The organism is Nocardia sp. CA-084685, assembly GCF_050955785.1.
In the GTDB taxonomy this organism is placed as follows: domain Bacteria; phylum Actinomycetota; class Actinomycetes; order Mycobacteriales; family Mycobacteriaceae; genus Nocardia.
In genome coordinates this window covers 8781273-8796595 of sequence record NZ_CP192094.1, presented here as the reverse complement: position 1 = coordinate 8796595, position 15323 = coordinate 8781273, and the positions used below count along the sequence as shown (strand labels likewise).

Here is a 15323-nt window from a genome sequence, read left to right as displayed (position 1 = left end):
TCATCAGGTGATACAGCTCTAGCGGACAGCAAATCCTTAGCTAAACTAAAGGCAATCCATCGTATCATCGCCGCCCAACAACGGCTGCCCATAATTTTCGGGGTCGGCGAGAACTACCCGGCCAGCACTCGCAGCAGATGTTCGACCTCGGACTGGATCGCATCGCGGGCGGACCGCAGGTACCTGCGCGGATCGGCAATGGTGGGACTGTCCGCGAGCACGGTCCGGATCGCCTCGGTGGCAAGGACATTCAGCCTGGTGGCGATATTGATTTTGGTCATGCCCTGCGCGACTGCGGCGCGCAGACCCGCATCGGGGACGCCGGAGGAGCCGTGCAGCACAAGGGGGACGGGAACTTTCGCGGCCAGTCGGGCAATCAGGTCGTTATCGAGTTCGGCCGTGCGGGTTTGCATGGCGTGCGAGGAGCCGACGGCCACGGCGAGGGCGTCAACGCCGGTGGCCGCGACGAATTCGACGGCCTCGTCCGGATCGGTGCGCACACCGGGGGCGTGTGCACCGTCCTTACCGCCCACCTCGCCGAGCTCGGCCTCGACGAAGACATCGCGGTCATGGCACCAACTGACGATATCCGCGGTGGCGGCGACATTTTCGGCGTAGTCGAGAGTGGAGCCGTCGTACATTACCGAGCCGATGCCGAGATCGACCGCGGTGCGGATGAGTTCGAACGAGGTGGCATGGTCCAGGTGTACGGCGATATCCGCGCTGCTGTCAGCGGCAATACGTAGGCAGGCCAACGTGATCGGGGCCAGATTGCCGTGGTAGTGCACCGTATTCTGCGAAAGTTGAAGCAGTACGGGCCGTTTCGCCGTCTCGGCGGCCGCGGCGATGGCTTCGGCATGTTCGATGGTGATCACATTGAAGGCGCCGAGACCTCCCGGACTGGCGGCCGCGATAAGGTCCGCGACGGTTCTAGAGGTCATGGTGCGGTCTCCTGCGGGGTAGCTAGTCGTTCGACGATCACCGTCGGTGCGATCTGGGTGCGCACCCGGCGATCGATTTCACCGGCGACTGGGATGACCACCGCGGCGGCCGAGGTCGCGACGGCGTCGACGAGCACGTCGGACCAGTCCGGGGTGTCTTTCGCATCCGAGAGTGCCGCGATCACCGCGGCGGTCGCTGAATCACCCGCGCCGGTCGGATTTCCGGCGAGCGGTTCGGGCAGCGCCGCCGACCACGCGCCATCGGCGGTCACCACGACCATGCCCTCGGCGCCGCGGGTGGCGATGATCGCGCGCACTCCCCGTTCGATGAGCGGCAGTGCGGCCGTGACGACTTCGTCCGGCGTCACCGGAACCCGTCCGGTGAGCCGTTCCAGCTCTTCGGTATTCGGCATCAGCACGATGCCGGGTACTTGCGCGGCCAAGCGCAATGCCTCGCCGTCGACATCACAGATGGTCGGGACACCGGCGGCGATGGCGGTGCGCGCGATGTCGGCCGGCAGGCCGTGGGCGATACCGCCCGGCAGTGATCCGGAGATGACCAGGCCGTTGATATCGGGCAGCATGCCCGACACACGGACCGAGAGCTGCTCGGCGGCATGTGGATTCGAGACGCGCGCTCCGGGCTCCCACAGTGCGGTCGCGGTTCCGTCACTGGATTCGCTGATCACCACCGTGCGCCGGACCCATGGCAGTGCGTGCACGAAGTCGACCGGCATTTCCAGCTCCGCGGCGGCGGCGAAGGCATGGTCGGAGAAACCTGTTGCCCTGGCGTATTTTCCGATCTGATTGAGCACCCGCGTCACATTGATGCCCTTGCCGCCGATGCGCTGCTCGACCGAACGGACCCGATGGGCCTGGCCGCGCTCGAAATGCTCTACCCGGTAGGTCATGTCGTAGGCGGGATTCATTGTCACGGTGAGGATCACGTCAACAACTGTCCACGTCTGAGCACCCGGCGCAACTCTAGGTTGTCATCGACTATCAGCAGGTCGGCGAAATGGTCGGCCCTGAGGTCGCCAACATCGGTCAGTCCGGCCGCCGCGGCGGGCACGGACGTGGCGGCAAGCACGGCCTCGCGCAATGGCACACCGCATTCTCTGACCGCCCAGGCGAGGCATCGCAGCAGGTTGGCGGTGCCGCCCGCGATGGATCCATTGGATATCCTGGCCACGCCATCGACGACGTGGACGACTTGCGGACCGAGCTGATACTCGCCATCAGGCATACCCGCGGCCTGCATCGCATCGGTAATCAGCGCGACCTGTCCAGGTGCGGTCGCGAAAACCAATGCGCCGAAACCGGAGTCGATATGCACTCCGTCGCCGATCAGCTCCACGACGACCTGACGCCGCGCCGCGGCGACGAGTCCGGCGGCCACCGGGCCTGGCGTTCGGTGATGCAGTGGCGGCATTCCATTCGCCAAATGCGTGACCAGACTGCCGAATCCGTTGGGTCGCAGTGCCTGCTGGAACCGGGTGAAGTCGGTGTCGCTGTGGCCGAGCGACACCACCACATCATGTTCGGAAAGACGTTGGGCGACTGTATCGAATCCAGGCAGCTCCGGGGCGAGCGTCATGACCCGCAGATGGCCGTCGGCGGCGGCGAGCAGGCGTTCGGTCAGCTCGAGATCGGGATCGCGCAGATATCGGGGGTCCTGCGCACCACATCGTGCGGCGGCCAGGAATGGTCCCTCGGCATGGATCCCGGCGACGATGCCGTCCGCGGCCAACGCACGCAGCGTCGCGACCTGCGCGATCATATCGGTCGCGGGGCCGGTGACAACGCTGGCGAGCACGGTGGTGGAGCCGCGTCGGTGATGAAACTCCGCGGCCGCACGGGCTTCCTCAGCGTCGACGGTGTCGAAGCGGTGGCCGAATCCGCCGTGGTTGTGAATATCGACGAGGCCGGGCAGTACGGTGCCGGAAAAGGGTGGCACGGTCGAATCCGGATGCGCGACAGTCCAGTCCGTCAGCGACCGCACCCGCTCGATCCGGCCTGCCCGTACGGACACGACGCCGTCGTCGAAGATGGATGTCGCCGATACGATCCGTCCGCGAATCTCGAGACTCATGCGGGCACCCTCGCATGGGTCAGCCCCACCTCGCCGATGCGCGTTTCGTAGCGTGCGACCGAACCCATCGGCTGAACGCATTGACCTGCACTCGTTTCGACGCGAGTCATATGAGCCCGCCCTGTCTGGCGAACAGGGCCGCGCCCATGACCCCCGCACGGGCACCGAACTCGCCGAGCACCACTCGCGGTGCGGGCACCACGCGCAGGCGTTCGGCAATGGTGTGGTGCAGGGGCTCGGTAAGAGCTGGCCCGGCCCCGGCCAGGCCACCGCCAAGGATGATCAGTTCGGGACACGCCGCGTGGATCAGGCCGAGCAGCCCGTCGGCGAGTGCGCTGATCGCTTCGTCGACCACGGCTTTGGCATCGGAATCGGTATCGAGTATCGCGAAAACATCGGCTGCGCTGGCTGTTTCGCGTCCCGTGCGTTTCGCGTAGGCCCGGGCGATGGACGCACCCGATGCCACGGTCTCCACGCAGCCGATATTGCCGCAGGGACAGCGCAATCCGTCCGCATGCCGAACCGGAATGTGTCCGTATTCGCCGGTCTGTCCATAGGCGCTGCGCATCAAACGGCCGCCGACGGAAAGGGTGCCGCTGATGCCGGTGCCCAGAATGACCACGCAGACGTCATCGTGACCGCGACCGGCGCCGAACCGCCATTCGGCCCAGCCTGCCACCGCGACGTCGTGCTCGATCAGCACCGGCATACCCCACCGTCTGGTGAACCGATCACCGATGTGCACATCGCGCCAACCGACATTGCTGCTGAATACCGCGATCGAACGGACCGGATCGACAATGCCCGGCAGCAGAACCGCCGCGCGTGCGACGCGATCGCGCTGGTCATCGGTCAATTCGGCGAGCAACTGATCACCGAGTGCGCCCATGGTTTCGAAGGCCGCCTCGCCCTGCGGTGTGGCCACCACACCCGCGGCGAGCACCGTGCCCGCGGCATCGGTGACCTCGCCCTTCATCGTCGTGCCGCCGACATCGAGGCCGAGTACCAGCAGATCATCGGTCAATGCCGTGACCGGCTGCTGTTCCGTTCCCATATCCGCACAGTAGTTCCTGGTAGCGACCGGTCACCGATCCAGAACGACGGAACGGTTCAGGTTGCGCGGATGGTCCGGGTCCAGTCCTTGGTCGGCGGCGCGCAGCACGCAGAGCTGGTGCACGCGGACCAGGTCGGCCATCGGATCGATATCGCGGTGTTCGAAATGCGCGCCGGTGACGGCCACATCCTCGGCGAAATGGGGGACCAGCGGCCCGAACGCCCAGACGGCGCGGCCGGGGGTGGAGATACTGATCGGACCGTGCCGGTATTCGGTCTGCAGATACGACTCGGTCCAGGATTGGCAGGATTCGCGCAGCTTGAGCCCCGCCTCCTCGGCGATCGCGGCCGCGAACCCCATCCCGACGAAGCTGATCTGCTCGGCACGACGCACGTCGGCCAGTGCCGTCGCCGGGTCTTCGGCGAGTACGGCCCTTGCCTGCTCGATGGCCGGGCGCAGCTCCTGGCCAAGATGCCAGCGCAGGATCGCGAGCGCGGTGGTGGCGAAACGGGTCTGCACCACCGACTGCTCGTCGACCTCCTCGATCAGGATCGGATCGCCCAGGTCGAGCACCGGGGTGCCCGGACTGCTGCAGATGACGGTGCGCGGAATCCGTGCCGGTATCGCCCGCATGGCATCGACCACCTCGGTGGTGGTGCCGGAGCGGCAGATGACGAGGTAGCGGTCGTAGTCGCGACTGGCGCGGACCTCACTCGCGGGCCAGGCGTCGGTAATGCCGTGACCCGAGCTCTCGCGCAGTGCCGCGATGGCCCTGGACATGAACAGCGAGGTGCCGCAGCCGATGACGGCGACGCGCTCGCCTAGTTGGGGCAGTACGGCGCGGTGTTCGGCGGCGGTGGTCTCGGCGCGCATCCAGTCGTCCGGCTGGGTGGCGACTTCGGCGGCCAGATGAGTCACGGGGGCGGGGTGAGCGGAGATCGGCACAACAACAGAATCACCCCAGGTGATCGTTCATGTCAAATTTACGATCAAATCAGTCACATATGATCACGATTGGGTCTAGCCTGTTGGACAAGCGATTCGTTCGCTCCATCATCGGCGCTTCGGTAGCGCCCGGAGTGAAAATTTGAAAGGTTCTGCTCGTGAAAAGACCCCTCCATGGCGTCCTCGCGGGGATAGCGCTGGTCACCGGCCTCGCGCTCGCCGTCACGTCCTGTGGTTTCGGCTCCAAGGATTCGGCCGACTCCGATAAAACGATCAACTTCCTGGCTCCTACCTACAGCGACGGTGCCAATGGCACGAAGGCGCTATGGGACCGGATCATCGACGACTTCCAGAAGCAGAATCCGGACTACAAGGTCAATCTGCAGATGGAATCCTGGGAGTCGATCAACGATGTGGTGAAGACCAAACTGCAGTCCAAGTCCACCACCCCGGACCTGCTGAATATCGATGCCTACGCCAGCTTCGCCGGTGACGGCATGCTCTATCCGGTCTCCGAGGTCGTCTCCCCGAACGTGCTGGCGGACGTGCAGCCCGGCTTCGCCAAGAATGCCTCGCTGAACGGCACGCAGTATGCGATGCCGCTGTTCGCCTCCACTCGCACCCTGTTCTACAACACCGACCTCTTCGCGAAGGCCGGGGTGAGCACGCCACCCAAGACCTGGGCCGAGCTGACCGATGCCGCCAAGAAGATCCAGGCGCTCGGTGGCGGTGTTTCCGGCTATGGTCTGCCGCTGGGCAGTGAGGAATCGCAGGCCGAAACGTCGCTGTGGACCTTCGGTGCGGGCGGCAACTGGTCCGATGGCGACAAGATCACCGTGGATACTCCGCAGAACCTGGAGGGGGTCAAGGCCATGCGGGAGATCTTCGACGCCGGTGTCACCCAGCCGAATCCGGGTGCGACCAACCGCAAGGACGTCATCAATTCCTTCATCCAGGGCAAGATTGGGATGATCGAGGGTCTGCCGCCCACCATCGCCCAGATCGCCGATAAGAATCCGGGTCTTAAGTACGCCACCGCGCCCACGCCGACCAAGGACGGTGCGCCGGTCACGCTGGGCGTTGCCGATCACCTGATGGCCTTCAAGAAGGACGGTACGAAGGCCGAGACGATCAAGAAGTTCCTCGACTTCTTCTACTCGGCGAATGTGTACTCGAACTTCGTCAAGAACGAGCACTTCATCCCGATCACTACCAGTGCGACCGCGGTGCTCGCCGACGATCCGGTGACCAAGGCCTTCGCGGCGACCCTGCCGGTGGCCAAGTTCTATCCGAGCAATAACCCGAAATGGGCAGCGGCGCAGGGCGCCATGCATCAGCAGATGGGCACCATCGCGCAGGGTGCGGACCCGGCTCAAGTGTTGCAGCGGATTCAGGAAGCAGCGAAATAGCGTGGGGCGCACAGGTACCCGGGTACTCGTGGGGAAGAATTCGGCACTGCGGGCCGTGCCTTGGATCGGGCCGTCCCTGGTGCTGATCGCGGCCATCGTCGCGTTCCCGGTCGGCTACATGGTCTGGACCAGCACCCGGGACCTGAGCGCCTACGGCCAGGACCGCGGTCCCGCTGGGCTGGCCAATTACCGAAACCTGTTCGACATCAGCGAACTGGGATCGGTATTGGCGCACACCGTCGTCTGGGTGATCAGCGTCGTGCTGATCACCCTGGTGCTCTCCGCGGGACTCGCGCAGTTCCTGAACAAGGATTTCCCGGGACGCACCGCGGTGCGCATGGCGATTCTGGTGCCGTGGGCGGCCTCGGTCGTGATGACGACGACCATCTTCTATTACATGCTCGATCCCGATGTCGGCATCGCCAACCGATTCCTGGTCGATATCGGGCTGCTGGATCGGGGCTACGGTTTCACCAAACAACCGACGCCCGCATTCCTGGTGGCGATCGGTGTCGCGGTCTTCGTCTCGATCCCATTCACGACCTACACGATTCTGGCTGGCCTGCAATCGATTCCGGCCGAGATCGATGAGGCGGGCCGGGTGGACGGCGCCAGTGCGTGGCAGCGCTATCGGTATCTCACACTGCCGCAATTGCGTCCGGCGATCGCGGTCGCCACCATCATCAACATCATCAACGTGTTCAACTCGCTGCCCATTCTGCAGGTGATCACCGGCAGCATCGCGGGCTTCGGTGCGGATACGACAACGACATTGACCTTCAAGCTGATTCGGCAGAATCAACAGCTCGACACCGCCGCTGCCATGAGCGTTTTGAACTTCGCGCTGATCGTGGTCATCATCGCGATCTATGTGAAGATCATCAAGCCGACTCAGCAGGTGGACGCATGACCACACAGGCCGACATCCACATCGAGGGTGTGGAAATCCCGCCGGACACCACGGTTGTCGAAGCCCCGAGCGGGCGACCTCGGCGACGGCGTTGGGAGCTCACCGCGGTAGGTGTGGTGCTTGCCGTCATCTTCCTGACCCCGTTCGTAGTGATGGTGCTCGGCTCGCTGAAGAGCCGCGCCGAAATCCTGCGCATCCCACCGACCTATCTGCCCGAAACCTGGCATCCGGACAACTACGCCACCATGTGGGACACCCCGGAGACGCCGCTGCCCTACAACCTGGCGAGCACGATCATCATCTCGTTGTGTGCCACCTTGCTGGTGCTCTTCGTGGCCATCCCGGCCGCGTATTACACAGCGCGGCACAAGTTTCCCGGACGCGCGGTATTCCTGGCATTGGTGCTGGTCACCCAGATGTTGCAGCCGACGGTATTGGTGACCGGTTTGATCCGGGAGTTCTTCACCCTCGGCATCAATGACACCTGGCTGGCCATGATTCTGGTGAATGCCGCGTTCAACCTCTCGTTCGCGGTATGGATCCTGCACAGCTTCTTCGCCGCCATTCCGGTGGAGATCGAGGAGGCCGCGCAACTCGATGGTCTGAGTCGCTGGCAGATCCTGGTCCGGGTGAGTCTGCCGTTGATCTGGCCGGGCATTGTCACCGCGACGATCTTCGTGGTGGTGGCCTGCTGGAACGAATTCGCCGCGAGCCTGGTGGTATTGACCACTCCCGAGAATCAGCCGCTGTCGGTGGCGCTGACCAAATTCGTCGGGCAATACGACACGGCGTGGCAGTACGTCTTCGCGATCTCCACGGTCGGCATCGTTCCGGTGGTCATCCTGTTCGCGTTCATCGAGAAGCGCTTGGTCGCGGGGCTCACCGCAGGCAGCGTCAAGTAATCGCCGACAGCGACGGGTGGCTGTGTGTCACCCGCTCTCCGAACTGTTGCCGCCCTTGGCGCAAGCCCCTGGTCGGACAGGCTGTCGGCGCGCGGAAGCAGCGGTCATTCAAATGTCCGTGCCCCGGGGTAGTCGCTTCCGGCCGGTAGCATCGAATCCGTGGCACGGCAGGATGACGAAACCAAGGAGGGCCGCAATTACGGCGGGCTGTCCAAACAACAGCGGGTAGCCCAGCGGCAGGCGCGACTCATCGATGCCGCGCTGGAATTATTCGGTACCCAGGGCTATGCGGCCACCTCGATCGAACGGCTGTGTGCCGTCGCGAATGTTTCCACGCGTAGCTTCTACGAGGATATGGGAAGCCGCGAGGCATTGTTGATCGCGCTGGTCAATCGCATTACCTCGCATGCGGTCGAACGCGCGCTGGAAAGTATGGCAAAGACCGCGGGACAACCGCTTTCCATACGGGTCATCGATGCTTTCCGCGCCTATCTCGAGGTGACCTGTGCCGATCACCGTTCGGCGCGGGTGTGTTATGTCGAAGTCGTCGGCGTCAGTTCGGCAGTAGAGGATTGGCGTAGGCAGCAGCGCCGCCTGCTGTCATCGCTGCTGATCAGCGAGGCGGAGCGAGCCGTCGAGCGCGGTGAGACCAAGGCGCGCCGGTTCGATCTATTCGCACTCGCGGTAATCGGCGCGGTGAATTCACTGGCCCAGGAGTTGGTGCGGACCACACATCCCGATACCGAGGTGTCGCTGGATGAAATATGCGAGGAAATAGCATATTTCGTGAATTCTGGACTGGCGTTGAACTGATCAGCCAACCAAAATGGTTCGGGCCCAACCGCTATGGTGAGAGCAATGGTGTTCGAGGGATTCGTCGGGTTCGATATCGAGACCGCCGAGGGTCGCGTGCATGGGCGGCGCGGTGGTGACGGGCCGCCCGTCTTGTTACTGCACGGGATACCCGAGACGCACCTCATGTGGCATAAGGTCGCGTCGCGGTTGGTCGAGCGATTCACCATCGTGGCAACGGATCTGCGGGGATTCGGCGACAGCGCCTCGCCGCCGAGTCGGCCGGACCACAGTCCGCACAGCATGCGGGCCATCGCCGCCGAACAGGTCGAGGTGATGGCGAGCCTCGGCCATGATCGGTTCAGCGTGGTCGGTCATGATCGTGGCGCGCGGTGCGCGTATCGGATGGCGCTGGATCATCCGGAAATAGTTACGCGGCTGGCGGTTCTGGATATCGTGCCGACCGCTGACAGCTTCCGTGCGGCGGATATGGACTTCAGCCTCGGATTCTGGGTGTGGTCCTTCCTCGCCGCACCGGCACCGATTCCGGAACGACTCATTGCCGGTGATCCGGCGATTCTGGTGAATCATATGCTCGATAGCTGGGCCGAGGATCCCGATGTTTTCTCGGATGAAATCCGCACGGAATACATCGAGAAATTCCGCGACCCGGATACCGTGCATGCGATTTGCGAGGAATATCGGGCCGCCGCGACCCTCGATTACGCGCATGACGAGGCTGACCGCGGGCAACGGCGGATCGAATGCCCGCTGCTCGTATTGTGGAGTGTCACAGGCGCTGTCGGCAGTTGGCATAGGCCGCTGGAGGTATGGCGCCGCTGGGCCGACGATGTCCGTGGTGGTCCGCTCGACGTCGGACATTTCCTGCCGGAGGAAGCCCCGGAGCAGACCGCTCGCCACCTCCTGGCGTTCCTCTGACGCCTATTCGGGACTTCGAAGTCCCCGCCGCGCTAAACCACGTCCACTCGAACCCCGGCAGCTCGAATCGTCGCCACCGCGGCCGGATCCGCATCCGAATCCGTCACCAGCACATCGACCTGCTCGATCCCGCAGATCCGGGCCAGCGCTGAGCGCTCCAGTTTGTCCGCGGTGGCGACGACCATCACCTGACCGGACCGCCGGACCATCTCGGTGGTCACCCCGGCTTCGTCGATATGCCGACACTGCGCGCCGCCCTCGGCGGAAATCGCATTGACCCCGAGAACCAGTGCGTCCAAACGCAATTCGGCCAGTGCTCGCTCGGCCAACGGACCATGCAACTCATAGGACTCCCGGCGCGCCACCCCGCCGAGCACGATTGTGCGCATATGTGGCCGCAACACCATCTCGCCCGCGATATTGAGCGCGTTGGTGACGATGGTCAGTGGGTCACCGGCGGCATTGGCCAAATCGGTTCGTCCGGCCAATGCGCGTGCTACGGCGGTCGTCGTTGTGCCACCGTTCATTCCGACTACCGCACTCGGTTCGATAAGTCCCGCAGCGTGTTCGGCGATCCGCTGTTTCGGCTCATCCGCGCCCTGCCGGTAGCGCGCGGGTAGGTCGTAGGCGACCGAAGTCGCGACCACACCGCCGTGTGTCCTGGTCGCCAACTGCTGTTCGGCGAGTGCGGTGAAGTCGCGGCGTACCGTCGCCGGGGAAACCCCGAGGCGTTCGGCGGCCTCCTCTACCGAAAGCCGCCCGGTGTCGGCGAGCAGTTCCAGCAGTCGGTTCCAACGCTGCGGCCGGTCCGTCGGTCCGGTCATGTCAAGCCTTCCCGTCCACGCGAGCGACCTGCTGGTTTTCCATGCACGCGAACAATCTGAGCACAGGCACGTGCCGACCGTAGAGATTCGGCCGCCGTATTACCAAGTCGGACACCTTCATCACCGCGCCCGCAATCCATCGAGCACGAGATCGACCACCCGACGGACCGCGTCCGCATACGACTCACCGGCCCGGGTGTAGATCTGCATGGTCATCAGGCTGGCCACCTCGCCGGGCTCGATATCGGCGCGCATGGCTCCGGCCTGCTGCGCCTGCCTGGTCATCCGCGAGACCGATTCGACAATCCGCCCGCGCACCTCGTGCAACCGCGGATCGGCCTGTATCTCGGCGTGCAGATTCGGCTCGATCGCCGATGCGAGCGCCCCGACCCGTCGCTGCGCACATTCGTGCAGAAACCGCGCAAGCGCGGGCCACGCCGCCTCCTCCTGCTCCAATGCGGTCGCCGCCATCTGGGCCAGCTCCGCGAGGTAGGACTGGGCAGTCTCGGCGATCAACGCATCCCGATCCGGGAAGTGCCGATACAGCGTGCCGACACCCACACCCGCCCGATCCGCGATCTCCTTCATCGGCACATCGACGCCTTGCTCACGGAAGGTCACCAGCGTCGCGGCAATGATCTGATCCCGGTTGTTCCTGGCATCAGCCCTCTTCGGACCGGTCGTCGCCCTCACCTCCGAGTTCAAGTGGACGAAATCCTTCCGCTTACTGTACGCTCTCTTTAACCGGACGAAATTCGTCCACTTAGCCAAAGGTGTTGTCATGAACGAGACGGTCCTGATCTCCGGCGCGGGCATCGGCGGTGCGACCCTGGCGTACTGGCTGGCCGACCGCGGCTTCCAGGTCACGGTGGTCGAGCGGGCGACAGGCCAACGCTCCAGTGGAAATCCGGTCGACGTAAAGGGACCCGCCATCGATGTGGCCGAGCGCATGGGCCTCATGCCGCAACTGCGCGCCGCGAATTCGGCTGTGTCCCAGATGAATTTCGTCAACGCGAGCGGCCGCCGCATCGCCGGGGTCGATCTGAAGGCCTTCCAGGGATCGGCGGGCGACCGCGAGGTCGAGATCCCCCGAGCCGATCTCGCCACGATCCTGCTCGACGCCAGCCGCGACAGCGCCGACTTCCTGTGGGGCGACACCATTACCGGCCTGTCACAGCACACCGACGGCGTCGATGTCACCTTCGAACATGCCGATCCGCGCCGCTTCGACTTCGTGATCGGCGCGGACGGCCTGCATTCGGTGGTGCGCCGCCTGACCTTCGGCGATGAATCCGAATTCGTCCGGCATATGGGCATCTACATCGCGACTATCCGAATCGATGAGCCATTCGGCAGCGACCGCGAAGTCCTCATCTACAACACGCCGGGACGGGCACTGTCGGTGCACCCGTCGAAGGGCCGCGCCCTCGCGGCATTCATGTTCCGGCACAAGGGTGTTCCCAGTTTCGACCATCGCGACATCGAACTGCACAAGCGCCTGGTCATCGAGGCCTTCACCGACCAGGGCTGGCGGGTTCCCGAATTGCTGGACCGCGTCCGCGACACCGACGACCTGTTCTTCGACGCCGTCAGCAAGGGCGAACTCCCGCGCTGGTCGCACGGACGCATCGCGCTGCTCGGTGATGCCGCATCCTGCGTCTCACTGTTCGGCGACGGCTCCACCCTCGCGATCGCCGGGGCGTACACGTTGGCGGAGGAACTGGCCAGCGCACCGGAGGACCACCAGGCCGCGTTCCAGCGCTACGAGACCCGGCACCGGGTGCTGGTCGATCCCAAACTCAATGGCGTGGCCACTGCGGCATCGATGCTCATACCGGCGACGAAGGCCGGAATCGCACTGCGCAATACCGCAACTCGCGTCCTTCCCGCTGTCACGGCACTCCGCGATCGGGCCAGGTGCGCCGCTTGAAAGGCGCCGTTCGCCACTGGCGATACCACCGCAAATTTCGGCATCCGGTCGCGGAGAACAGGCTCGGCGTTGTCCCTTCGCCTCCCTGTTCAGAGGGTGCTAGGGAGCCCGAAGCCAGGGAAGAGGGTGGCGTCGAGGAAGACCGTGATTCGGTCGATGGCTTCGTCGCGGAGGGTGAGTAGGTGGATGGAATGTGCCTGGTAGGTGTCGTTTTGGTCGCGGCGGTAGTAGGCGATGGCGGGTTGGGTGTTGGCGGAGGTGGGGATTGCGCGCCAGAGGTCGGGGGTGGAACCACATCTGTCGGTGAAGAAGGCGACGACGTGGGCGCGTCCGGCGAACCAGAGCAGGGCGGGTGGCATTTCGAGGACTACATCGTCGCGCAGGAGTTTGGCGAAAGCAGCCATGTCGGCGTTGCCGAAGGTGGTTACGTAGCGGTCGATCATCGCGCGTTCGTCCGGGCTCAACGATTCCGATACGTGGTCGAGCATGGGGGCGTCTTTCTCCAATTGGGCGTGCGCGCGTTGCAGTGCGCTATTGACTGCGGCGGTGGAGGTTTCGAGTAGGTCGGCGACTTCGGCCGCGGACCAGGCGAGTACGTCGCGCAGGATCAGGACCGCGCGCTGTCGGGCGGGTAGGTATTGCAGTGCCGCGATGAATGCGAGTCGGATGCCGCTTCGGGCGGCGACCACGGTCGCCGGATCATCGGACGCGGTGCCGAGCAGTGCACCGGGAATCGGTTCCAGCCAAGGGATTTCGGGATGCCGCCGCGGTTTGGTGACCAGGGTATCGCTCGGTCCGACCAGTCCGGTCGGCAGCGCCCGCCTGCCGCGCTGTTCGAGCGCGGTCAGGCAGACATTGGTGGCGATTCGATACAGCCAAGTGCGCAGCGACGCGCGGTCCGCGTCATAACGGTCGGCCGAGCGCCATGCCCGCAGCATCGTCTCCTGCACCAGATCCTCGGCATCGTGGATCGAGCCGAGCATCCGATAGCAGTGCGCGAGCAGTTCGGGCCGGTAGGGCGCGGTGCGCGCCGCGAAATCCGCACTGACCGTCATGGGTGCCAAACCTACCGAGGATGTGCTGGTCATGCCTGCACCCCGCTGCGGTCGTCGCCCGCTGCCGAGGCGGCCATCCCAGCGCCCGGTCTGCCCGCAGGGCCGGCCGCAACCGGCTCGGTGGCGTTGGGCGCACCGGCCGGAATCAGCAGGCCGATCGCGGCACCGAGCAGCGCGAGCACGGCAGCGGTGGCGATGGCGGCCGCGAAACCGTCACTGAAGGCCCGTGCGCTGGCGAAGCCGCCAACGGCAGCGAAAACCGCTGCGGGGACGGCGATTCCAAAGGCTCCACCGAGTTGGCGCAGGGTGTTGTAGGTGCCCGATGCGGCCCCGACAGCGGGCATCGGAACGGCCCGAAGTACCGCGCTCTGCGCGGCGGGAATCGCCATCGACACACCGACGCCGGAGATGATGAAGGGCGCGATCATCGGCGCATACGACAGGTCCGGTCCGGCGGTGAGGGCGATCCACCCGTAGCCGATGGCCTGCATGAGCAAACCGGTGACAACCAGCGGACGCTCACCGAACCGGTTGACCTGCTTACCCGCGATCGGTGCCACCAGGAACAGCGTTACCGTCCACGGCGCCAAACGCAGTCCGGCGCCGAGCGGGCCCTGCTGCTGCACGATCTGCAGGAACTGAGCGAAGAAGAACGCACCACTGAAAATCGAGGCGGCCAACAGGAACCCGACCGCATTGCCGGCGGAGAAGGCGCGAGAGGCAAAGAAACGCATCGGAATCAGCGGAGCCGTCGTGCGCAGCTCCCAGCGCACGAATCCCACTGCGGCCACCGCGCCGATCAGCAATGCGGAGACGACTTCCGGACTGGCCCAACCGGATTCATTGCCCCGAATCAGACCCCAGACGATCCCGAAGGCGGCGGAGCTCACCAACACGATCCCGGGAAAGTCCAATCTGCGTGCCTCGCCCACACTTTCGGCCAGTCGCGTGCGCGCCAGCGGGATCAGCACTGCGCCGATCGGCAGGTTCAACCAGAAGATCCACTGCCAAGCCAGGCCCTGCACCACCGCACCGCCGACGAGCGGTCCGCCGAGGGTGGCCAATCCGGTGGCCGCCGCGAATAATCCGAGCGCCTTGGTCCGCTGCTCCGGCTGGAACGCCGCCGAGAGCAAAGCCACCGCAACGGGCATGATGGCGGCGGCCCCGATGCCCTGTGCCGTCCTGGCGGCGATCAACAGACCGAGATTCGGTGCCAGCGCACATCCGGCCGAGGCCGCGCTGAACAGTGCCAGCCCAGCGACGAGCACCCGTCTGCGTCCGTAGCGGTCACCGAGCGCCGCGCCCGCCATCAGCAGCACGGCGAAACTCAGGTTGTAGGCGTTGATCGTCCATTCCAACTCGCCGATCGATGCGCGCAGATCCAGCTGGATCGCATGCATCGCGGTGGTGACGACCAGTGCGTCGAGCACGATCATCAAGCCCGCCAGTGATGTCAGCGCCAGCACCCAGCGCTGCCCCGTGGTCATCTTCATTGCATTCCTCCGATGGGTTGTGCGGGTACATACCGGC

General features: G+C 64.8%; 15 protein-coding genes. 6 read left to right on the top strand and 9 right to left on the bottom strand.

Going from position 1 to position 15323, the window contains the following annotated elements:
* Positions 1–113 precede the first annotated feature (113 nt).
* The 5 genes from ACQP2U_RS38620 to ACQP2U_RS38600 all read right to left on the bottom strand — a co-directional run bounded on the left by ACQP2U_RS38620 (position 114) and on the right by ACQP2U_RS38600 (position 5032).
* On the bottom strand, positions 114–941 hold the full coding sequence (locus tag ACQP2U_RS38620; protein ID WP_433712087.1) for a class II fructose-bisphosphate aldolase: 828 nt from the start codon (positions 939–941) through the stop codon (positions 114–116).
* Positions 938–1888 (bottom strand): hexose kinase, encoded by a 951-nt coding sequence (locus ACQP2U_RS38615; protein ID WP_433712085.1) that lies wholly within the window; start codon positions 1886–1888, stop codon positions 938–940. Before ACQP2U_RS38615 ends, ACQP2U_RS38620 begins: the two co-directional genes overlap by 4 nt.
* Positions 1885–3033, bottom strand: a complete 1149-nt coding sequence (locus ACQP2U_RS38610; RefSeq protein ID WP_433712083.1) for an N-acetylglucosamine-6-phosphate deacetylase — start codon at positions 3031–3033, stop codon at positions 1885–1887. Before ACQP2U_RS38610 ends, ACQP2U_RS38615 begins: the two co-directional genes overlap by 4 nt.
* 106 nt (positions 3034–3139) lie before the next feature.
* A complete protein-coding gene (locus ACQP2U_RS38605) occupies positions 3140–4087 on the bottom strand; it encodes an ROK family protein (RefSeq protein WP_433712082.1) in 948 nt (315 codons plus the stop codon).
* A 30-nt stretch (positions 4088–4117) separates the two neighbouring features.
* Positions 4118–5032, bottom strand: a complete 915-nt coding sequence (locus tag ACQP2U_RS38600; RefSeq protein WP_433712080.1) for an SIS domain-containing protein — start codon at positions 5030–5032, stop codon at positions 4118–4120.
* A gap of 158 nt (positions 5033–5190) precedes the next feature.
* On the opposite strand from ACQP2U_RS38600, the gene ACQP2U_RS38595 reads away from it, so the two are divergent.
* The 5 genes from ACQP2U_RS38595 to ACQP2U_RS38575 all read left to right on the top strand — a co-directional run bounded on the left by ACQP2U_RS38595 (position 5191) and on the right by ACQP2U_RS38575 (position 9984).
* Complete coding sequence (locus tag ACQP2U_RS38595) at positions 5191–6441, top strand: extracellular solute-binding protein (RefSeq protein WP_433712078.1); 1251 nt, start codon at positions 5191–5193, stop codon at positions 6439–6441.
* A gap of 28 nt (positions 6442–6469) precedes the next feature.
* Complete coding sequence (locus ACQP2U_RS38590) at positions 6470–7351, top strand: carbohydrate ABC transporter permease (RefSeq protein WP_433712076.1); 882 nt, start codon at positions 6470–6472, stop codon at positions 7349–7351.
* The gene (locus ACQP2U_RS38585) at positions 7348–8253 is read left to right on the top strand and encodes a carbohydrate ABC transporter permease (RefSeq protein WP_433712075.1); all 906 of its coding nucleotides are present in this window, start codon (positions 7348–7350) and stop codon (positions 8251–8253) included. Before ACQP2U_RS38590 ends, ACQP2U_RS38585 begins: the two co-directional genes overlap by 4 nt.
* A gap of 159 nt (positions 8254–8412) precedes the next feature.
* Positions 8413–9066: a TetR/AcrR family transcriptional regulator gene (locus ACQP2U_RS38580; protein WP_433712074.1), complete on the top strand. Its 654-nt coding sequence runs from the start codon at positions 8413–8415 to the stop codon at positions 9064–9066.
* Between the two features lie 45 nt (positions 9067–9111).
* Positions 9112–9984 carry an alpha/beta fold hydrolase gene (locus ACQP2U_RS38575; RefSeq protein ID WP_433712072.1) on the top strand — a complete coding sequence of 291 codons (873 nt, stop codon included), beginning with the start codon at positions 9112–9114 and terminating at the stop codon, positions 9982–9984.
* Between the two features lie 32 nt (positions 9985–10016).
* Here ACQP2U_RS38575 and ACQP2U_RS38570 read toward each other — a convergent pair whose 3' ends face one another.
* Entirely contained in the window at positions 10017–10808 is a 792-nt protein-coding gene (locus ACQP2U_RS38570; protein ID WP_433712071.1) for a DeoR/GlpR family DNA-binding transcription regulator, read from the bottom strand.
* Positions 10809–10928: 120 nt separating this feature from the next.
* The gene (locus ACQP2U_RS38565; RefSeq protein ID WP_433712070.1) at positions 10929–11513 is read right to left on the bottom strand and encodes a TetR/AcrR family transcriptional regulator; all 585 of its coding nucleotides are present in this window, start codon (positions 11511–11513) and stop codon (positions 10929–10931) included.
* Positions 11514–11589: 76 nt separating this feature from the next.
* On the opposite strand from ACQP2U_RS38565, the gene ACQP2U_RS38560 reads away from it, so the two are divergent.
* On the top strand, positions 11590–12738 hold the full coding sequence (locus tag ACQP2U_RS38560) for an FAD-dependent monooxygenase (protein ID WP_433712068.1): 1149 nt from the start codon (positions 11590–11592) through the stop codon (positions 12736–12738).
* 89 nt (positions 12739–12827) lie between these two features.
* On the opposite strand, the gene ACQP2U_RS38555 is transcribed toward ACQP2U_RS38560, so the two are convergent.
* Entirely contained in the window at positions 12828–13793 is a 966-nt protein-coding gene (locus ACQP2U_RS38555; RefSeq protein ID WP_433716728.1) for a sigma-70 family RNA polymerase sigma factor, read from the bottom strand.
* Positions 13794–13822: 29 nt separating this feature from the next.
* Positions 13823–15286 (bottom strand): DHA2 family efflux MFS transporter permease subunit, encoded by a 1464-nt coding sequence (locus tag ACQP2U_RS38550; protein WP_433712067.1) that lies wholly within the window; start codon positions 15284–15286, stop codon positions 13823–13825.
* Positions 15287–15323 lie beyond the last annotated feature (37 nt).